The sequence below is a fragment of the Bordetella muralis genome, assembly GCF_054781015.1.
In genome coordinates, this window is record NZ_BAAGVF010000006.1 from 1,372,306 (window position 1) to 1,391,769 (window position 19,464).

At 61.3% G+C, this 19,464-nt stretch carries 17 protein-coding genes; 4 read left to right on the forward strand and 13 right to left on the reverse strand.

What is annotated here, in order from left to right:
- Window positions 1-58: 58 nt before the first annotated feature.
- The 10 genes from truA to ACYVIT_RS17290 form a co-directional block, all read right to left on the reverse strand.
- Window positions 59-865: a tRNA pseudouridine(38-40) synthase TruA gene (gene truA, locus ACYVIT_RS17245; protein ID WP_415805989.1), complete on the reverse strand. Its 807-nt coding sequence runs from the start codon at window positions 863-865 to the stop codon at window positions 59-61.
- A 5-nt stretch (window positions 866-870) separates the two neighbouring features.
- Window positions 871-2,568 carry a type IV pilus assembly protein FimV gene (locus ACYVIT_RS17250; protein WP_415805990.1) on the reverse strand — a complete coding sequence of 566 codons (1,698 nt, stop codon included), beginning with the start codon at window positions 2,566-2,568 and terminating at the stop codon, window positions 871-873.
- Between the two features lie 218 nt (window positions 2,569-2,786).
- Complete coding sequence (gene asd / locus ACYVIT_RS17255; protein ID WP_415805991.1) at window positions 2,787-3,917, reverse strand: aspartate-semialdehyde dehydrogenase; 1,131 nt, start codon at window positions 3,915-3,917, stop codon at window positions 2,787-2,789.
- 256 nt (window positions 3,918-4,173) lie between these two features.
- Window positions 4,174-5,250, reverse strand: coding sequence for a 3-isopropylmalate dehydrogenase (gene leuB / locus ACYVIT_RS17260; RefSeq protein ID WP_415805992.1), 1,077 nt, complete (start codon window positions 5,248-5,250; stop codon window positions 4,174-4,176).
- A gap of 38 nt (window positions 5,251-5,288) precedes the next feature.
- On the reverse strand, window positions 5,289-5,939 hold the full coding sequence (gene leuD, locus ACYVIT_RS17265; RefSeq protein ID WP_415805993.1) for a 3-isopropylmalate dehydratase small subunit: 651 nt from the start codon (window positions 5,937-5,939) through the stop codon (window positions 5,289-5,291).
- A gap of 13 nt (window positions 5,940-5,952) precedes the next feature.
- The gene (gene leuC / locus ACYVIT_RS17270; protein WP_415805994.1) at window positions 5,953-7,356 is read right to left on the reverse strand and encodes a 3-isopropylmalate dehydratase large subunit; all 1,404 of its coding nucleotides are present in this window, start codon (window positions 7,354-7,356) and stop codon (window positions 5,953-5,955) included.
- A gap of 257 nt (window positions 7,357-7,613) precedes the next feature.
- Complete coding sequence (locus ACYVIT_RS17275; protein ID WP_415805995.1) at window positions 7,614-8,450, reverse strand: M48 family metallopeptidase; 837 nt, start codon at window positions 8,448-8,450, stop codon at window positions 7,614-7,616.
- Between the two features lie 125 nt (window positions 8,451-8,575).
- Window positions 8,576-9,634 carry a chorismate synthase gene (aroC, locus tag ACYVIT_RS17280; RefSeq protein ID WP_415805996.1) on the reverse strand — a complete coding sequence of 353 codons (1,059 nt, stop codon included), beginning with the start codon at window positions 9,632-9,634 and terminating at the stop codon, window positions 8,576-8,578.
- 91 nt (window positions 9,635-9,725) lie between these two features.
- Entirely contained in the window at window positions 9,726-11,324 is a 1,599-nt protein-coding gene (locus ACYVIT_RS17285; RefSeq protein ID WP_415805997.1) for a protein adenylyltransferase SelO, read from the reverse strand.
- A gap of 125 nt (window positions 11,325-11,449) precedes the next feature.
- A complete protein-coding gene (locus ACYVIT_RS17290) occupies window positions 11,450-11,836 on the reverse strand; it encodes a DUF2069 domain-containing protein (protein WP_415805998.1) in 387 nt (128 codons plus the stop codon).
- A 127-nt stretch (window positions 11,837-11,963) separates the two neighbouring features.
- On the opposite strand from ACYVIT_RS17290, the gene ACYVIT_RS17295 reads away from it, so the two are divergent.
- Complete coding sequence (locus tag ACYVIT_RS17295) at window positions 11,964-13,325, forward strand: YihY family inner membrane protein (protein WP_415805999.1); 1,362 nt, start codon at window positions 11,964-11,966, stop codon at window positions 13,323-13,325.
- On the forward strand, window positions 13,309-13,779 hold the full coding sequence (locus ACYVIT_RS17300) for a CBS domain-containing protein (protein WP_415806000.1): 471 nt from the start codon (window positions 13,309-13,311) through the stop codon (window positions 13,777-13,779). The genes ACYVIT_RS17295 and ACYVIT_RS17300 overlap by 17 nt, the downstream gene beginning before the upstream one ends.
- A 144-nt stretch (window positions 13,780-13,923) precedes the next feature.
- Here ACYVIT_RS17300 and dusA read toward each other — a convergent pair whose 3' ends face one another.
- Complete coding sequence (gene dusA, locus ACYVIT_RS17305; protein ID WP_415806037.1) at window positions 13,924-14,931, reverse strand: tRNA dihydrouridine(20/20a) synthase DusA; 1,008 nt, start codon at window positions 14,929-14,931, stop codon at window positions 13,924-13,926.
- A gap of 160 nt (window positions 14,932-15,091) precedes the next feature.
- On the opposite strand from dusA, the gene ACYVIT_RS17310 reads away from it, so the two are divergent.
- Together ACYVIT_RS17310 and ACYVIT_RS17315 are read left to right on the forward strand one after the other, a co-directional pair.
- Window positions 15,092-16,060 (forward strand): homoserine kinase, encoded by a 969-nt coding sequence (locus tag ACYVIT_RS17310; protein ID WP_415806001.1) that lies wholly within the window; start codon window positions 15,092-15,094, stop codon window positions 16,058-16,060.
- Window positions 16,061-16,197: 137 nt separating this feature from the next.
- Complete coding sequence (locus ACYVIT_RS17315) at window positions 16,198-17,013, forward strand: BPSS1780 family membrane protein (RefSeq protein ID WP_415806002.1); 816 nt, start codon at window positions 16,198-16,200, stop codon at window positions 17,011-17,013.
- Between the two features lie 45 nt (window positions 17,014-17,058).
- On the opposite strand, the gene ACYVIT_RS17320 is transcribed toward ACYVIT_RS17315, so the two are convergent.
- Together ACYVIT_RS17320 and ACYVIT_RS17325 are read right to left on the reverse strand one after the other, a co-directional pair.
- A complete protein-coding gene (locus ACYVIT_RS17320; RefSeq protein ID WP_415806003.1) occupies window positions 17,059-18,429 on the reverse strand; it encodes a replicative DNA helicase in 1,371 nt (456 codons plus the stop codon).
- A 171-nt stretch (window positions 18,430-18,600) separates the two neighbouring features.
- Window positions 18,601-19,440, reverse strand: coding sequence for a BUD32 family EKC/KEOPS complex subunit (locus ACYVIT_RS17325; RefSeq protein WP_415806004.1), 840 nt, complete (start codon window positions 19,438-19,440; stop codon window positions 18,601-18,603).
- Between the last annotated feature and the right edge of the window lie 24 nt (window positions 19,441-19,464).

Here is a 19,464-nt window from a genome sequence, read left to right on the forward strand (position 1 = left end):
GCCTTTTGCGTCCGCAATCATATAGTGACAATTGATCGCTGCCCCCCTGCTGATAACCCTAAGCAGAGGTAAAAGGCGACAATAAATGCGCGCCACCGTCCAATTCTTTCAGCTGGAATTCAGGAGGGTATTCGATCGCGGACAGGTAAAGTCCATCAGGAGAAAAGGTAGGTGCGGCCAAACGGCGGTCTCGCGCCGCCAACAGCGCAGGCATCCAGGAAACGGATTCGCGGCCTTGTCCGATTTGCAGCAATGCTCCGATCAGATTGCGCACCATGTGATGCAAAAAAGCATTCGCGCGCAATGTGAATACAAGAAAAGGACCGCGCTCCTGGATGTCGAGTTGATGCAGCGTGCGCACGGGATGGCGAGCCTGACACTGCGAGGAGCGGAAGCTGGAAAAATCGTGTTCGCCGAGCAGCGTCGAAGACGCTTGCCTCATTGCGTCCACATCCAACGGCTGAAAACACCAGCCTGCCCGCGCGGCCCACAGCGGCGGCCGCACGCGGCCGCGCCATAGCAAATAGATGTAGGTGCGCGAGCGTGCCGAAAAGCGCGCGTGAAAATCATCAGGGACCGATTGCGCCCACTGGACGGCAATGCTGGGCGGCAGAAAGGCGTTGACGCCGCGCACCCAGGATTCGTCGCGGCGCGTGAGCGGCGTATCCAGATGCACGACTTGCATGGCTGCATGCACGCCTGTATCTGTACGGCCCGCGCAAATCGTGGGTACGATGCCATCGATCCCGCTGAAACGGCCCAGCGCCGCTTCCAGCGTATCTTGCACCGTTTGACGATGAGGTTGTGTCTGCCAGCCTTGCCAGGGGGAGCCGTCATAAGCCAGCCCCAATGCCATACGCGCCATGAGTGTCAGACGCGCGGTCCGCGAGCGGGCGGCTCGTCGGTGGGAGGTTTATTCAGATCCAGATCGATGCCGTCCAGCTTGCGAGTGAGCAAGGTGGTGTCCAGAACGGGTTCTCCGCCATAGGACGCGTCTTCGTCCTCGTTTTCATCTGCACGGCGAGCACCGGCACGGCGTAGCAGCCACGCGATGATCAATACGATCAATGCCAGTATGGCGGTCACGACCACCAAGAGATTGTCGGTCAGCCAATTGCCTGTGGTGGATGTGGCCCCCCCGGTATTGGTGCCCGAAGCAGCAGCGAGATCCTGAGCGGCGGCTTCGGTTCCGGCGATGTTGGGCGCGCCCGTTGCGTTCGAGCCTGATGTACCGGCACCTGCTGCGCCTGCGCCACTGGATCCAGCCGCCGCACCATCGGGGCCGCCGGCAGCGCCTGTATTTGCGCCTGCGGCCGTTCCGGCACCTGCAGCGTCTGTTCCTGCGCCCGCGGCTGCGCCACCCGTGGTACCTGTTCCGGCGCCCGCAGCACCGCTGCCGCCAACAGCCGTTCCTGCACCTGCCGCACCACTGCCGGCAGCCCCCGCGCCTGCGCCCGTCGCGCCACTGCCCGAGGTACCGTCAGCGCCGGCGGCGCCAGTGCCTGCCGCGTCATTCTGGTTGGCTGCACTCCCCGCCGTACCGCCAGCCGCGGCCTGGTTCAGGGCCTCGACGTTACCTTGCAGGGTCTCAACGCGCTGCTGTGCATCCTGCAAAGCATGTTGTTCGGACGTACGTGCATCCGCTTGTGCATCGGCCTGGGCGCCCGCCGCATCCGCAGAACTGAGACGCAAACGGTCTTGCGAGCTCGCACCCGCGCTGCCGCCCGATGGCGACGCCGCGCTCACATGACCACCACCGGCATTGACGCCCTCGCCAACCGCAGCCGCACCCGCGACGGCTGCGCCAGCGCGGCCCCGATAACGTGCAAACGCTTCAGCCTGTTCGACATAGATGCGACGCGCCTCGGCGGGATCAATCGCACGTACCGTGGCAGCGTCGGGAATCGTCAGCGTTTCTCCCGCGCGCACCAGGTTCATATTGTTCTGGATAAATGCCTGCGGATTGGCGCGCCATATGGCTACCAGCATCTGATAGACACTGGCGTCCGACACGTCATTACGACGGGCAATGCGGAACAGGTTGTCGCCCGCACGCACCGTCTCTGCCGAGGCAGGCGCCGCACGGTCTGCGCTGACGGACCCAATACGCGCCGACTGAACCGGCGCAGCGGCCGCACGCTGCGGCACCAGAATGGTGACCTGGACCTGGCGATGGCCCGAGCTGGATTGCAAATCGAGCAACAGATCCACAGCCGATGTCGTCAGGGGCTGCGAGGACTCAATACGGATATTTTTGCCTGAGGCCTGCGGGCCATCCTGAACACTCACACGCGCGGTATTCAGGGGCACAGGAGGCTGCATCCCGGCGCGTTGCCACGCGGCGGCATCGGCCAGCGATACCTTGAGTGAGGCCAGCTCCTCGGCCGTAATATTCTCGAGCGGCACCACGACTTGCAAAGGCGCCCCCGGCGCGGAAACCACACGCGAATGCCCCACAGTCGCGGCATGCACCGCCCCGCCCATCGAGACACCGAATGCAAGCGCGATGGCCCATTGCGAAGCTTTGATACGGTGGGTCGGCGAAAAACGACGTGAACGCAATGTCATATTGGGAAATCCTGCTGGACGAATCGGGTTACCGGCCAATGCTGGGCGAAAGTGTAATAGATCGACCTTGATTCACAAACCTGCCATCAAGGCTGCGGCAAGGACAAAATAGCAGAAAGGCACCCGCAGGTGCCTTTACCTGGCCCGGCCAAAACCGGGCCAGCCTGAATGCGCAACGGCGCTGCCGCCCAAGCAGCCGGCGCCGTTGCCTATGACGTTCAGGCCTCGGACAATGCGATGCGCAACATGCGGCGCAACGGCTCGGCCGCACCCCACAACAATTGGTCGCCTACCGTGAACGCACCCAGGTACTGGGAACCCATGGACAGCTTGCGCAAACGGCCAACCGGGATATCCAGGGTTCCCGTCACCGCCACCGGCGTGAGCGCACGCACGGTGTCTTCCTTGGTGTTGGGGATGACCTTGGCCCATTGGGTGCCTTCGGCAATCAGGCCTTCGATTTCATCCAGCGGCACATCACGCTTGAGTTTGATGGTCAGTGCCTGGCTGTGGCAACGCATGGCGCCAATACGCACGCACAGGCCGTCGATCGGCGTGGCGGGCGTACCAAAAGCCTCGCCGCGGCCCAGGATCTTGTTGGTCTCGGCTTCGGCTTTCCATTCCTCGCGCGACATGCCGTTACCGAGGTCCTTGTCGATCCAGGGGATCAGGTTGCCGCCCAGCGGCACGCCGAAGTGCTCTTGCGGCAGAGCCGGGTCTTGTTGCGCGGTCAACACGCCACGATCGATTTCGAGAATGGCCGAAGCCGGATCGTCCAGCAGAGGCTTCACAGCCTGGTTCAGCAAACCGAATTGCGTCAGCAGTTCGCGCATGTGCTGCGCGCCGCCGCCCGATGCGGCCTGGTAGGTCATGGAGGTCATCCATTCCACCAGGTCGTTGTTGAACAGGCCGGCCAGACCCATCAGCATGCAGCTGACGGTGCAGTTGCCACCGACGAAATTACGCACGCCGCGCTTGAGCGCCGCGTCGATTACCGGACGGTTGACCGGATCGAGCACGATGATGGCGTCGTCTTTCATGCGCAGGGTGCTGGCGGCATCGATCCAGATACCATTCCAGCCCGCGCCGCGCAGCTTGGGATAGACCTCGGTCGTGTAATCACCGCCCTGGGCGGTCACGATAATCGGCAGTTTTTTCAGAGCATCGATGTCGTAGGCATTCTGCAACGGACCAGCGCCCTCAGCCCACGTGGGCGCGGCACCGCCAGCGTTGCTGGTGGAAAAGAATACGGGATCGATCAGGGCGAAGTCGTTTTCGTCACGCATGCGCTGCATGAGAACGGAACCGACCATGCCGCGCCAGCCGACCAGGCCTACTGCTTGCGTCATGTTCAATGCTCTTGAGGTTGATAAATAAGAAAAAAAGCTAACGATCCCGACAATTTATCAGAATAAGCGGGACTATGTTGCACTGCGATGATATTAGGGACAAACCATGGCCCCTATTGGCGTTGTGAAAGCACCACCGAGACGGCAGCAGCATGCAATGCGCGCGAGAAATCTCGACCCCGCTGCGCTGCGTATAATAATGCACCGCCCCCGGCACGACATCATGCCAGGGGCGATTCAATCAAGCGGGAAATAATCAACCCAGTGCTTTCACCACGGCATCGCCCATTTGCGAGGTAGACACTTTGGTGGTGCCTGCTTCGTAAATATCGGCGGTGCGCAGGCCATCGGCCAACACCTTGCGCACGGCGGCTTCGATACGATCCGCTTGGGCGTTCTGGTTCAGCGAATAACGCAGCAACATGGCAGCCGACAGAATCGTCGCCAGGGGATTGGCAATGCCTTGGCCCGCGATGTCCGGCGCCGAGCCGTGGCTGGGCTCGTACAGGCCCTGCCCCGACTCATTCAACGCAGCCGAGGGCAGCATGCCGATCGAGCCCGTCAACATGGCGGCCTCGTCCGACAGGATGTCACCGAACAGGTTGCCGGTCACGATAACGTCGAACTGGCGCGGGTTGCGTACCAGTTGCATCGCGGCGTTGTCGACGTACATGTGCGAGAGTTCGACATCGGGATAGTCGCGTGCGACTTCGATGACGATGTCGCGCCAGAACTGCGAGGTTTCCAGCACGTTGGCCTTGTCCACGCTGCACAGTTTCTTGCCGCGTTTGCGAGCCGATTCGAAACCGATGCGCGCGATACGGCGCACTTCGGAATCGGCGTAGCGCATGGTGTCAAAACCCTCGCGTTCGCCGGCGAAAACACCGTCTTCGGCAGTACGCACACCGCGCGGAGTGCCGAAGTAAATATCACCGGTCAGTTCGCGAATGATCAGGATATCCAGGCCCGACACGATCTCGGGCTTGAGCGAGGAGGCGCTGGCCAGCTCGGGATACAGGATCGCAGGACGCAGATTCGCAAACAGGCCGAGCGCCTTGCGCAGGCCCAGGATGGCTTGCTCGGGACGGAATTCACGCGGCAGGCTGTCGTATTTCCAGTCGCCTACGGCACCGAACAACACGGCATGCGATTTGCGCGCGAGCTCCAGTGTCGCTGGCGGCAGCGGATGCTCGAATTGGTCATAGGCGGCGCCGCCCACGGGGGCTTGTTGAATATCGAGCGGCAAATTCAGTGCACTCAGTACGCGCACAGCCTGCTCGACAATCTCTGGACCAATGCCATCACCCGGCAGCACTGCAATGTTATGTGTCATGAAAAAAACCTATATGTGGTGAAACTGAGCCTCAAGGCTTAAGCAATGGGGCGGCTTTCCAGCCAGGGATAACGGGCCAGGCGTTCTGCCTCGAACGCACGGATCTTGTCGGACTGACGCAAGGTCAGGCCGATGTCATCGAAACCATTGATCAAACAGTATTTGCGGAACGGCTCGATATCGAACGACATTTCGCGGTTGTCCGCCGCGATCACGACCTGGCGTTCGAGATCGATGCGCAGCTTGTAGCCGGGGAATGCCTTGACCTCATCGAACAAACGCGCAACTTCCAGTTCGGACAGCACGATAGGCAAGAGGCCATTCTTGAAGCTGTTGTTAAAGAAGATATCGGCGTAGGACGGCGCGATGATGGCGCGAAAACCGAACTGCGTCAGCGCCCACGGTGCGTGCTCACGGCTGGAGCCGCAGCCGAAATTTTTGCGCGCCAACAATACCGAAGCGCCCCGGTAGCGCGGCTGGTTCAGCACGAAATCCGGATTCAACGGACGCTTGCTGTTGTCCATGCCGGGCTCGCCGTGATCCAGGTAACGCAGTTCGTCGAACAGGTTCGGACCAAAGCCGGTGCGCTTGATGGACTTCAGGAATTGCTTCGGGATGATGAGGTCGGTGTCGACGTTCTCGCGATCGAGCGGGGCCACCAGGCCTTCGTGAGTGGTAAATGCTTGCATGATGTCTGAGCTCTTAGCGGAAGTTGCGGACGTCGACGAAATGGCCGGCTACAGCAGCAGCTGCTGCCATCGCAGGGCTGACCAGATGGGTGCGGCCACCCTGCCCTTGGCGGCCCTCGAAGTTGCGGTTCGAGGTCGATGCGCAGCGCTCTTCGGGCTCGAGGCGGTCGGCGTTCATCGCCAGGCACATCGAGCAGCCCGGTTCACGCCATTCGAAACCGGCCTCGATAAAGATCTTGTCCAGGCCTTCGCGTTCGGCTTGCTGTTTGACCAGGCCCGAGCCCGGCACCACCATGGCTTGCTTGACATTGGAGGCCACGTGTTTGCCACGGGCGACGGCGGCGGCCTCGCGCAGGTCTTCGATGCGAGAGTTCGTGCACGATCCGATGAACACGCGATCCACGCGGATGTCGGTCAACGGAGTGTTGGGCTTGAGGCCCATGTATTGCAAGGCACGCTCCATGCCGCTGCGGCGTACATCGTCTTTTTCGCGATCGGGATCGGGTACACGGGAATCCACCGACAAGACCATCTCGGGCGAGGTGCCCCAGGTGACTTGCGGCTTGATGTCTTTCGCATTGACCTCGACGACGCGGTCGAACTTGGCGCCCGCGTCGCTATGCAAGGTGCGCCAGTAGGCAACCGCCTGATCCCACAACACGCCCGTGGGCGAGAACGGACGGCCACGGAAATACTCGATGGTCTTGTCATCAACGGCGACCATGCCGGAACGTGCACCGGCCTCGATGGCCATGTTGCAGACCGTCATGCGGCCTTCCATGGACAAGCCACGAATGGTGCTGCCGGCGAATTCGATCGCGTGGCCGGTGCCGCCTGCCGTGCCGATGATGCCGATGATATGCAGCACGACATCCTTGGCCGTACAGCCGAAGGGCAACTCGCCCTCGACCTTGATCAGCATGCTCTTGTTCTTTTTCATCAGCAGCGTCTGCGTGGCGAGCACGTGCTCGACCTCGGAGGTGCCGATACCGAAGGCCAATGCCCCCATGGCGCCGTGCGTGCTGGTGTGCGAGTCGCCGCACACCACTGTCATGCCCGGCAGCGTCGCGCCCTGCTCCGGCCCGATGACGTGCACGATGCCTTGGCGCAGATCGGCCATGCGGAATTCGGTGATCCCGTATTTGTCGCAGTTGGCATCCAGCGTGTCGACCTGCAGTTTCGAAATCGGATCGTCGATGCCGCGATTGCGGTTGATCGTGGGCACGTTGTGATCGGCCACTGCCAGGTTGGCACTGATGCGCCAGGGCTTGCGGCCAGCGATGGTCAGGCCTTCGAAGGCCTGCGGACTGGTCACCTCATGCAACAGGTGCCGGTCAATGTAGAGCAAACAGGTGCCGTCGGATTCCTGGTTCACGACGTGCGCGTTCCAGAGTTTGTCGTAGAGGGTTTGGGCCATGAATAGACTCGCGGAATATCCGGCTGGGCCGGTAGGGACATCAGAATCGATGTCTCATTATGCCCATGCTCTCAACCTAGTACAACGGCAGCATTTATCCTAGTATTGGAAGCACCACCCTTTCCCACGCGACGATAGAGGAAAAGCTGCCGTCCCAGACAAAACCGCCCCATCAAAAGGGGCGGTTTTTTATCAATAGCCAAGGATCCGAGGCCGTAAGTCGGGGGTACCTGCGTGACGCACTCGTCATCGCACCGCTACTTTTTGCCCTTGGCCTGCTCGTATAGCGGCATCACCCGTTCCGACGCAGCCTGCAATTCGCTGATGCGCGTCGCCGCAGAGGGGTGCGTGGACAGGAATTCTGGCGGTGCGCCATTGCTGGCGGCCCCCATTTTTTGCCATAGCGTCACCGCGGCACGGGGATCATATCCGGCCCGCGCAGCGAGCTCTACACCCATCATGTCGGCCTCGCTCTCGTGAGTCCGGCTGTTGGGCAGGGTAAACATGACGTCGGTAAGCTTGCTGCCCAGATCCGTCGATACGCCGGTGGCAATCGACAGCACAGACAGGCCAACGTTGGTGACCATCTGCTGCGACATACGCTCGCGTGCGTGTTCTCGCAAAGCGTGCGCAATTTCATGCCCCATGACGGCTGCCAGCTCAGCATCAGTGGGCTTGATTTGCGTCAACAGTCCGGTATAGACGGCTATTTTTCCACCCGGCATGCACCATGCGTTGACCTCGTCAGAAGACAAGACGTGCACTTCCCAAGCCCAATTGGCCGCATCGGGTCGGAACGCCCCTACCTGTGCAATCAACCGTTTGGAAATTGCACGCACTCGCGATACCTGGTCGGCATTGCGATCCAACGCGCCCTGAGCCTTGGCCTGCTGGATGAGGTCGGAATACTGCTGGTTGGCTTCTTGCTCGAGCTCTTTTTCCGGCACCATGCTGGACATGTACTGTGTGCGTTCAACGCCCACTGTGCCGGATTGTGTGGTCTGCACGCTGGCGCAACCGGTCACGGCCATGGTGCCCGCCACGGCGATGGCTCCGAGCAGCTTGCGCCACACCGTTCGAAATCCTGTGTTCATGTGTGCTCCTCCTCATCAATGTTGTCGGACCAACGCAACGCGCCGCGAAGGCGACCGATCTATCGTCCCGGACCAGAGGTGCAGGACAGACGTATCAGCATCACCGCTGCATGGCCTTTGTGCCATCAGCCGCATTGCGCCCGATGGCGCAAAGCATGGTCCATCAGCACCAGCGCCAACATCGCCTCGACAATAGGCGTGGCACGGATGCCGACGCAAGGATCGTGGCGGCCCAGCGTTTGCACCATGATGGGTTCGCCCTCGCTATTGATCGAGTGGCGCTCGACGCGAATGCTCGAGGTCGGCTTGATCGCCAGAGATACCGTCACCGGCTGCCCGGTGGAAATCCCCCCCAGCACACCGCCCGCGTTGTTGCCGATAAAACCCTCGGGCGTTATCTCGTCGCCATGTTCGGAACCACGCTGCGTAATAGAACCAAAACCCGCCCCGATCGACACGCCTTTGACGGCATTCAGGCCCATCATGACGTGCGCGATATCGGCGTCCAGACGGTCGTAAATGGGTTCTCCCCAGCCGACCGGTACGTTTTCCGCGACGACCTCGACACGTGCGCCGATCGAATCCCCATCGCGGCGCAGCTGATCCATATAGGCTTCGAGCTCGGGCACAATGCCGGCATTCGGCGCGTAAAAGGCATTGTTGGGCACCTCGTCCCAGGACACGAATGGAATCGGAATGGGCCCCAACTGGCTCATGTAACCGCGCACACGAATACCGTACTGCTCGGCCAGCCATTTTTTGGCAATCGCTCCGGCGGCGACGGTAGGCGCCGTCAGACGCGCGGAGGAACGCCCACCGCCACGCGGATCGCGCAGGCCGTATTTGTGGGTATAGGTGAAATCGGCATGCCCGGGGCGAAAGGTATCGGCAATATTGGAATAGTCCTTGCTGCGCGCATCGGTATTGCGAATCAGCAGCGCGATGGGCGTGCCGGTCGTCACGCCCTGGTACACCCCGGACAGAATCTCGACCTGGTCGGCCTCCTGGCGCTGTGTCACGTGGCGCGAGGTGCCCGGACGGCGGCGATCCAGTTCGGCCTGGATATCGGCAGCCTCCAGCGCCAGGCCCGGCGGGCAACCATCCACCACACAGCCGATGGCGGGGCCATGGGATTCGCCAAAATTTGTGACGCAGAAAAGAGTACCGAGAGTATTGCCGGACATGGACGTTAAGGAATCAGAAAAGCATTAGAAGGCAGGCCTGATTATGACATTGACGGGCGGCTGCCTGCGCGGGACGATGCAAAAGACGCGTTTATGACGAGCAACTGACTTCGATTCCCCCCGCCCAATCCGGTGGCAGTCCCGCGTAGGCTTCGTAGCCGGCTTTCTCGGTATAGGGGTCGCGCAGCAAGTGCAGCAAGGTATCAATTTCGCCGGCGTCGCCGGTTTTCGCCGCACGGATCGCCTGCTCGGCCAAGTGATTGCGCAGCACATAGAGCGGGTTGACGGCGTCCATCGCCTGGGCCCGTGCCTGGGCCGCAGCATCCGGCTGGCTCGCCCCGATCGAGGGAGCGGCCTCAGGGGTTGACTCGCGAGTTGTCTGGCCCGTTGAGCCGCCAGATGCGTTATCTCGGTCAATGGGATCCTGCACATGGCGTGCCGCCAAGCGCTCGTACCACGCGCGGGCCGCCTCACGGTCAATGAAGAGATCCTGAAAACCCTGCGGGCGGCCCCGAACGGCGTCGGCCAAGCGACGGAATGTCAGGGTGAAATCGGCTCGTTGATCGTGCATGAGCTTGAGCAGCGCATCCAGGAGCGCCTCGTCGTCTGCCTGCCAGCGATAGAGCCCGAGTTTCGCGGCCATGCGTTGATGAAAGGCCTGGATAAAAATCGCCTCGTAGCCATCCAACACCCCACGCAATGCCTCGACGTCGGCCACCAGGGTATGCAAGCTGCCCGCCAGACGATAGAGATTCCACAGCGCCACCGAGGGTTGCCGGTTCCAGGAATAGCGGCCTTCGGTGTCTGAATGGTTGCAGACGTGATCCAGTCTGAAAGTGTCCATGAATCCATACGGGCCATAATCCAGCGTCAGACCCAGAATGGACATGTTGTCGGTGTTCATCACCCCATGGCAAAAGCCTACGGCCTGCCAGTCCGCCATGAGCAATGCCGTGCGGCGGGTCACTTCGGCCAGCAGACGCAATATCGCACCGTCAGCCCCCGATGCGCCGCCCGTTTCGGCGTCACGGCAAGGGGGATAAAACTTGTCAATGACATAGTCGGTCAACACCCGCAACTCATCCGGCTGGCGACGCGAGGACCAGTGCTCAAACGACCCGAATCGAACAAAACTGGGAGACATGCGGGTGACGATCGCCGCCGTTTCCATCGTTTCGCGTCTGACGGGATCATCAGAGACGACCAGCGCCAAGGCGCGCGTGGTAGGGATTCCCAGGCCGTGCATGGCCTCGCTGGCCAGATATTCGCGCACGGACGAACGCAGCACGGCCCGTCCGTCGCCCATGCGGGAATATGGCGTCATCCCGGCGCCTTTCAGCTGTAATTCCCAATTGCCGTGGGGTCCTGCCACTTCGCCCAGCAGATGCGCACGGCCATCGCCCAATTGCCCGGCCCATACGCCGAATTGATGACCGCTATATACGGCAGCCAGCGTGTCGCCGCCCGGCAGAGGCTGCTGGCCTGAACAGACACGCAGAAACGTCTCGGATTGCAGGGCCTCGGGTGCCAGGCCGATCAACTCAGCGGCCTGCTCGTTAGCATGCAACAGCCTGGGCGCAGTCAACGGCTGCGCCGCCAGCCGTGTGTAAAACGCAGGCGGCAGCGCGGCAAAGGAATTGTCCAGCCGTAAGTCGTCCAGTTGATGCAGCAAGGTCGGTGAATCGGTCATAGTGAAAAATGAATCGTCAGGAATCGCAGAGGCTGCCGTGGTATCTCGGCCCGTGGACGGAGATCCACGCGCGAAGCGGGATCAAGGGTGGCCCGCGATGCGACACGCGGGTCCGAGCAGGTACGTCATCGCGGCACACCGGCACGCGCCCGGGCACGTGCCGCGCGCTTGGCAGGCCGTACATACAGGATAGCAGCGATGAAAAACACCAGCGACAGCGCAATTTCCAGGCCTGCCAGGGCAGCCGACATCGGCGCGGGGTCGGACATGGCCCGCACGACGCCCTCCATCAAATACAGCAATACCAGCATTGACGCCCATTGATAGGTATAGAGATTGCCCCGCAATACGCCGCGCAACGGAAAGGCCAATGGCAGCGCCTTGAGAAACAGCCACGAACCGCCCGGCCGGATCGGCGCCAGCACCGTTTCCCATGCCACGCACAAGACAATCAGGGCCAGCAAGGCTGCCGACGCCAGACGCCGCAGATTGGGATTCAACTCAACGTTCATCAGTGGTCTCGAGAAGTAAGGTCCCGGCTCAATCCTGTGCGAAGCCGTCTACACCTGCCCCAAGCATCCCGGCACGCAGGCCAGGAAGATGCCGGGAAAGAAACGCCCAAACTGCTATTATCGCCCGATGAGCCCCTCTGCCGAGCCCGCTACCGCTGCGCCGGAGCCGCCCCCAGTCACGCGCACGCGTACCCCCTGGATCACGCGTGTCGGCCGAGTGTTCCGTTTCGCCGCTCAACGGGCTGACGAGGAACGGCTGCTGCAGGTGGCGTCCAGTCTGACTTTCACCACCGTGTTAGGGCTGGTCCCCATGTTGGCAGTGGTGCTGTCGCTGTTCACGGCCTTTCCGGTGTTCCAGGATTTTCGGCTGGCGCTCGAGGATTTTCTCACGCACAGCTTGATGCCGCCGGCCGTGTCCGACAACATCATGAACTACCTGAATCAGTTCGCCCTCCAGGCCACGCGCCTCACCGCGATTGGCGGGGCTTTTCTGGTGGTCACGTCGATCCTGCTCATCATGACGATCGACAAGACTTTTAACGATATCTGGCATGTGACGCGTCAACGCCCGATTCCGCAGCGCGCCCTGGTGTACTGGGCCGTCGTGACACTGGGGCCGGTAGTGGCAGGTGCCAGCCTGTGGGCGACCTCTTTCGTGACTCGCGAATCCATGGGCCTGGTGCGCGATGTGCCGGAAATCCTGAGCCTGATCATTTCGTTTGTCCCCGTCATCCTGACGGGGCTGGGCTTTGCGGCCTTGTTTGTGGTGGTACCCAATCGCCAGGTGTTTTGGCGCGACGCCATGGCAGGGGGTTTCGGGACGGCAATTGTGCTCGAGCTCATGAAAGCCGCGTTTGCGTACTATCTGACACGTTTTCCAACATACACGGTGATTTACGGTGCGTTTGCCACACTGCCGATTTTTCTGCTGTGGATTTATCTGTCGTGGCTGGCGGTGCTGTTTGGCGCCACCGTGGCGGCCAGCGTGCCGTTGATCCGTCTGGGCCGCTGGGAAATCAACCGCAGTCCCGGTGCGCCGTACATCGACGCCATGGCCGTCCTGCGCTCACTGCATGCTGCCCAGGGACGCAGGCCCGCCGGCCGCAGCACCAGCTCCTTGGCCAAGCGCCTGCATCTGCACCACGACGAGTTGAATGCCGTCCTGGAAAAACTCGAACAGCTGGACATCATCGCCCGCACGTCCGAACAACGCTGGATACTGGCCTGCGATCCGCGCAAGATCCCGCTATCGCCCGTGGTTGACCATTTTCTGCTCGATCGGCAACAGCCCAGGCTGCAGGACGATCCGCACATTTTGGACGTCGCAGCGGCCGCCCTGGCCAGACGTGACACCCCCACACTGGAAGAACTCTCTCAGCTGGCGCACAATACGCCTATGGACGCGGCTGCGCCCGTGCCGCCGCTCGCAAGCCAGAATACAAATCGGGGCAACAGTCCCCAGGAGAAGCATCATGTTGAAAGTCAGTGAAATCCTACGAGTAAAGGGCGACACGCTTTATACGGCCTCGCCCGATATGTCCGTGGCCCTGGCCGTCCAAACCATGAGCGAGCAAGACATCGGCTCGCTGGTCATCATGGAGTCCGGCATGCTGACGGGCATGCTGACCTTTCGCGAAATCATCCGCCACCTGCATGACCACACGGACGGCGAATGGGGCAAGACCACTATCCGCGCCATCATGGACGACGCGCCGGTCAGCGTGTCCCCCAACACCAGCGCCGACGAGGTCCAGCGCCTGATGCTGGAAAAGCATGCGCGTTATATCCCCGTGATGGACGGCCCCATGCTGATGGGGGTGATTTCGTTCTACGACATGGCCCAGGCCATCGTGGCCGCGCAGCAATTTGAAAACAACATGCTGAAGGCCTATATCCGCGATTGGCCCGTTGACGGCAACAACGCCTCTGCAGAGCCCGCCTGAGCGGCATATGCGGTCCGTACAGGCAACCTGTACGGACCAGGCTGTCATCAAAATTGATTGCAGACAGCCCCCGGGGCTGACGCAGCCAGGCTGTGTGCGCCTGATACTGTGAACGGATTACGCCATCAGCACTGGTCTATCCGCCTAGCCGGCCGGCATCGCGACGGCGGCCGGCACATGCGATGAGCTCTGCAGACTGCGCCACGCTTCGTAAATCAACCCTGGTTCATTGCCCGCCAGACGCGCCGGATCGGACAACATGCGCCGCCAGCGCCGCGCTCCCGACTGGCCATTGACCAATCCCAGCATAGGGCGCGTCATCACACGCAGCGGCACGCCACGGCTCACCTGCTCCGCCGCGTAACGCACCATGGCGTCAACGACTTGTGCGTCCGTGGGCAAACGTCCGGACGGCCAAAGCCGCAATGACACCTCGGACAACACGCGCGGCGTGTGCCAGGCGGCGCGCCCCAACATCACGCCATCGAACTCATTCGCAGCCGCTACCGACTGATCCGCATCCGCCAAGCCGCCATTGAGCACAAAAATGCTGTCGGGAAAATCCGCCTTGAGCTGCTTTGCGACGTCATAGCGCAACGGAGGGATCTCGCGATTGTCTTTCGGCGACAGGCCCTTCAGCACGGCATTGCGCGCGTGCACGACAAATACCCGACAACCGGTGTCGTGAATCTTGCCCACGAAATCCCGTACAAAGGCATAAGACTCGTCGTAATCGAGACCCAGACGATGCTTTACCGTCACCGGGATATCGACCGCGTCCTGCATCGCCTTGATGCAATCGGCAACCAGGGCCGGCTCAGCCATCAGGCACGCCCCGAACGCGCCCCGTTGCACGCGCTCTGACGGGCAACCGCAATTCAGGTTGATCTCGTCGTATCCCCATTGGCGCCCCAACCGCGCCGCCTGCGCCAGTGCGTCGGGCTCGCTGCCCCCGACCTGCAGGGCCACGGGATGCTCGGCCTTGTCAAAATCCAGATGACGCTCGACGTTGCCGTGCATCAGCGCGCCGGTCGTGATCATCTCGGTATAGAGACGCGCGCGCGGCGCCAGCAGCCGGTGGAAATAACGGCAGTGCCGGTCTGTCACATCGATCATGGGGGCGACACAGAGCCGCCAGTCAGAGGGGTTCAACATTACGTAACGCACAAGAGGAATGCCGTATTTTACGGCGTTCGCCAAAATCGGCCGCATCGCCCGGCGGCCCGGTTGGCGCGTAGACTAAAATTGTGGCGCCGCTCCAGGCAGCGCCCCGCCGGGCTGCTGCCCCACGTCCACCCTTACTCGCTGATCCATGGCCGTTTTTACCCCTGTTTCCGATAACGACGCCCGAGCCTTGCTGGCGCATTTTGACCTAGGCGACCTGGTGTCGCTGCGCGGCATCACCGCCGGCATCGAAAACACCAATTATTTTCTGGTCACGACACGTGGCGAGTACGTATTGACGATATTCGAGGTGCTGACTCAGGCGCAGCTGCCCTTTTACATCGAGCTGATGCACCATCTGGCATCGCGCGGCGTACCCGTGCCGCAGCCTCAGACATTGCGTGACGGCAGCCGCCTGACCACACTGCATGGCAAGCCGTGTTCCATCGTCACGCGCCTGCCCGGCGGCTATGAGCCCGCACCGGGTGCGGCTCATTGCGCGTTGACCGGCGCCACCCTGGCCCGCGCGCATCTGGCCGCCCAGGATTTCCCCCTGCAGCAGCCCAATCTGCGCGGTCTAGCCTGGTGGGTCGAGACTGCCCCCAAAGTCCTGCCTTTTCTGGACCCGGCCCAAACTCAGTTGCTGACCCAGGAATTGTCGGCTCAGCAACAGGCTGCCCAGAGCCCCGCGTGGCAAAGCATGCCCGCCGGGCCGGCACATTGCGACCTGTTTCGCGATAACGTCCTGTTTGCGGGCACTTTTGATAGCCCGCTCATGGGCGGTTTCATCGATTTCTACTTTGCGGGCTGCGATACCTGGCTGTTCGACGTGGCCGTCAGCGTCAATGACTGGTGTATCGAGCGCGAGACGGGCAGTTTCATCCCCGAGCTGGTACAGGCATGGCTGCAGGCTTATGCCGACGTGCGCCCCTTCACCGACGCCGAGCGGCAGGCCTGGCCGACCATGCTGCGCGCCGCCGCGCTGCGCTTCTGGCTCTCGCGCCTGTACGACTACTATCTGCCTCGCCCGGCCCAGACACTCAAGCCGCACGATCCGCGCCATTTTGAACGAGTGTTGCAAGCGCGCCACCGCGAGGCGCTGCCCGCCTTGCCCTAAATGAACAGGCCCGCATAATAGAATGTAACGTGCGCCCGGGAAAATCTGGGCCATTCCGAACGTCCTCGCCCTCATGTTGAGGATAGTCCAGGCCAAGCCTGACTGCGGGGACATCCATCTAACGCTAATCGAGACTTATGCAAGCAGCATCCTTACCCGCATCCTATGGCTGGCAATGGGTACGAGACGGCCTGAAGTTGTTCATGAAGCAACCGCTCGCGGTCTTTACCTGGGCCTTGGCTATCAGTCTGCTGGTGATGTTTGCCAGTTTTACCCCGCCAGTGGGCCCACTGCTCTTTGTCGCGCTGATGCCCGTCGTGACCTTGATGACACTGTCTGCGTGCAAACATATCGAGGCGGGCCGCATCATGCTGCCCTCGATGTGGCCTCAGCCGCTGATGCGGCCCGGCGTGTTTAAAAAACTGCTGATCATGGGCGCGGTGTATGCGGGGCTCAGCATTACAGCGGGCTTGATTACCTTTTTGCCTTTTTCGGCGGAGTTGACCGAAGGGTTGCGCATCGCGTCGATCGAGCAGAATTTGACGCCCTTTCTCAGCGCCATGACCGTCCCGCTGACACTGTTCGGCATCTTGTACGTCATCATCGCGGCACTATTCTGGCATGCGCCTGCGCTGGTGGCCTGGCACGGCTTGCGCTTGGGTCAGGCGCTATTCTTTTCCGGCGTGGCGTGCTGGCGCAATAAATGGCCGTTCGTGGTGTATGGCATCACCTGGATCCTGGCATTTCTGCTCATCGACCTGTGCGCGGGGATCCTGGTCAGCATCGGACTATCTCCACAGATAGCCGGCACGCTGCAGATTCCCTTCAATATCGCGGCCGGCGGCGTGCTGTACTGCAGCTTTTATCCCGTCTACACGTCGGTGTTCGGGATCGAAGACACCCATGCCCACCCCGACCATCAATCGAACGACAGGCCACAGTCGGAAACATGAGATAAAGCGCGGCGAGGCAGATATCTGCCGCCGCGCTGATAGCGCTCAATAGCTCTGCGCGCCAGTGAAATTCAAGAAGCGCGTGCTCGACCCCTGGAACGTCAAGCGGACGGTACCGATCGGGCCGTTACGCTGCTTGCCGATAATGATCTCGGCCGTCCCTTTGTCGGGCGAATCGGGGTTGTAAACCTCGTCGCGATAAATGAACAGAATCAGGTCAGCATCCTGTTCGATAGCGCCCGATTCACGCAAGTCACTCATCACGGGACGCTTGTTGGGACGCTGTTCCAGACTGCGGTTCAACTGCGACAGCGCAATCAAGGGGCAACCCAGCTCTTTCGCCAGACCTTTAAGCGAGCGGCTGATTTCCGAAATTTCGGTCGCACGGTTTTCCCCGCCGCTGCCTGCCATCAGCTGCATATAGTCGATGATGATGAGGCCCAATTGCCCGCACTGGCGCGCCAGGCGGCGTGCACGGGCCCGGACTTCCATGGCGCTGAGCGCCGGGGTCTCGTCGATATAGACCTGCGCGTCCTGCATCAATTGCACGGCATGTGTCACGCGGGGCCAATCGTCCGCGACCAGTTTCCCGGTCCGCATACGGTGCTGATCGAGCATCCCCACCGAACCCAGCATACGCATGGCCAATTGCACCGCGCCCATTTCCATCGAGAACACGGCGACAGGCAGCCCCTGCTCGATCGCGACGTGCTCGCCGATGTTCATTGAGAACGAGGTTTTACCCATCGACGGGCGCCCCGCCACGATCACCAGATCGCCGGGCTGCAGGCCCGAAGTCATTTTGTCGAGATCGGCGAAACCTGTCGGCACACCCGTCACGTCAGAATCCGAGTCGCGGTGGTACAACTCGTCGATGCGCTCCACCACCTGCGTCAGCAGCGGCTGGATCTCCTGGAACCCGGCAGAGCCCTTTTCCCCCTCCTGGGCGATCTTGAAGACCTTGGACTCGGCTTCGTCCAGCAGCTGGCGTGCCTCTTTGCCCTGCGGATTGAATGCCGCAGCAGAAATTTCGTCAGCGATGGACACCAGCTTGCGCAGCATGGAGCGCTCGCGCACGATTTCCGCATAGCGGCGGATGTTGGCCGCTGACGGCGTGTTGTGGGCCAAAGCGTTCAAGTAGGCCAGGCCGCCGGTGTCCTCGGCCTTGCCCGCGCTGACCAGGGACTCGTTGACCGTGATCACGTCGGCAGGCCGCGCCAGACCAATCAGGCGTGCAACATGATGCCAAATCAGACGATGATCATGGCGATAGAAATCCTGTTCATCCAGTACATCGGCGATGCGATCCCAGGTGGTGTTGTCCAACAACAATCCACCTAGGACCGACTGCTCGGCCTCGATCGAATGTGGCGGGACACGTAGATAATCTAATTGGGGATCGGCAGGAGTATTCATAAGCAAGGCAAGAATGCGGGCGGCGAAGCATCGCGGGAAGCCGAATGATCCTCGGTATTTCAACACCCGATAGGATCGACTGCTCTGAGGCGGCGGCGAAAGACAGTGTCAATAATAAGTCACTTACGACTGGATTTCTCGCGAGAAATCACGTAGTCGCCAGCGGTACGGCTAGAACAAGGTACGCAACGTGTCCGCTACCTGGAAAAAACCCCGGATATCACGTCCCGGCAGACGTCCTGCCACAGGACGCAGTACGGCCGTGCTGCCGCAAATGACGCGCGCCAGGCGTTTCAGACGGGCACGGACCTCAGGGGCAGGATAGGCGGCGAAGTACGCAGCCAGCATCAGTTTGCCAAGCCCTACGGGGTCTGCATCGTCCAACTTGCGCAAGCCGAGCAGAGACGACAATAACTGGTACAGATCATAGGCCTGGGCGAGCGGCAGCGACAACGCCCCGCCGGTGTTTTCTTCGAAGTCGATGCGCCATAGCAGGCCGTCGCGCAATGTCACATTACGAATCTGGGCACCGCCATGCCAGTGTCCCTGCGCATGAAACTGAGCCAGGTCCACGGCCAGATCACGCACCCATTGCCGGCGCTGTTCAGGATCTGCATGCCGGATCAGATTGGCAAAATCCTCGCCGACATGCTCCAGCACCAACAATCCGGGGGCCTCCATCCACACGTCGGGGACGCGGCATCCAGCCTCGGACAATCGACGCAGGCGTTCGGCCTCGTAAGCCAAGCCATTACGCAAGAGCACACTGGGGTTCGGAAACTCGCCCAAAAACACTTTGCAGCCCACTGCCAGACCCAGCGCCCGCAGATAGCGCAGGCCATAGCTCAGGCCCTGCATCACGCTCGCCCGGCGGCGCTTTACCACGCACGCCACGCCATCTATCTCGACTTCACGCACAGAGGGCTCACGCGCAGCGTCGACGCTGTCCAGCCAGGCTTGCAGGCCAGCGGGGGCATGATGATGAGGGGACGTCGCAGGATGATTAGACAAAGGTCGGCTCAGAGGGACTCAGAT

Coding starts and splice junctions, on each gene's coding strand:
- ACYVIT_RS17295 (WP_415805999.1), top strand. CDS start 11,964: ATGAGCCCCTCTGCCGAGCCCGCTACCGCTGCGCCGGAGCCGCCCCCA.
- ACYVIT_RS17290 (WP_415805998.1), bottom strand. CDS start 11,836: ATGAACGTTGAGTTGAATCCCAATCTGCGGCGTCTGGCGTCGGCAGCC.
- ACYVIT_RS17275 (WP_415805995.1), bottom strand. CDS start 8,450: ATGAACACAGGATTTCGAACGGTGTGGCGCAAGCTGCTCGGAGCCATC.
- leuB (WP_415805992.1), bottom strand. CDS start 5,250: ATGACACATAACATTGCAGTGCTGCCGGGTGATGGCATTGGTCCAGAG.
- truA (WP_415805989.1), bottom strand. CDS start 865: ATGGCGCGTATGGCATTGGGGCTGGCTTATGACGGCTCCCCCTGGCAA.
- leuD (WP_415805993.1), bottom strand. CDS start 5,939: ATGCAAGCATTTACCACTCACGAAGGCCTGGTGGCCCCGCTCGATCGC.
- aroC (WP_415805996.1), bottom strand. CDS start 9,634: ATGTCCGGCAATACTCTCGGTACTCTTTTCTGCGTCACAAATTTTGGC.
- ACYVIT_RS17310 (WP_415806001.1), top strand. CDS start 15,092: ATGGCCGTTTTTACCCCTGTTTCCGATAACGACGCCCGAGCCTTGCTG.
- ACYVIT_RS17285 (WP_415805997.1), bottom strand. CDS start 11,324: ATGACCGATTCACCGACCTTGCTGCATCAACTGGACGACTTACGGCTG.
- ACYVIT_RS17320 (WP_415806003.1), bottom strand. CDS start 18,429: ATGAATACTCCTGCCGATCCCCAATTAGATTATCTACGTGTCCCGCCA.
- ACYVIT_RS17250 (WP_415805990.1), bottom strand. CDS start 2,568: ATGACATTGCGTTCACGTCGTTTTTCGCCGACCCACCGTATCAAAGCT.
- asd (WP_415805991.1), bottom strand. CDS start 3,917: ATGACGCAAGCAGTAGGCCTGGTCGGCTGGCGCGGCATGGTCGGTTCC.
- ACYVIT_RS17300 (WP_415806000.1), top strand. CDS start 13,309: ATGTTGAAAGTCAGTGAAATCCTACGAGTAAAGGGCGACACGCTTTAT.
- ACYVIT_RS17315 (WP_415806002.1), top strand. CDS start 16,198: ATGCAAGCAGCATCCTTACCCGCATCCTATGGCTGGCAATGGGTACGA.
- leuC (WP_415805994.1), bottom strand. CDS start 7,356: ATGGCCCAAACCCTCTACGACAAACTCTGGAACGCGCACGTCGTGAAC.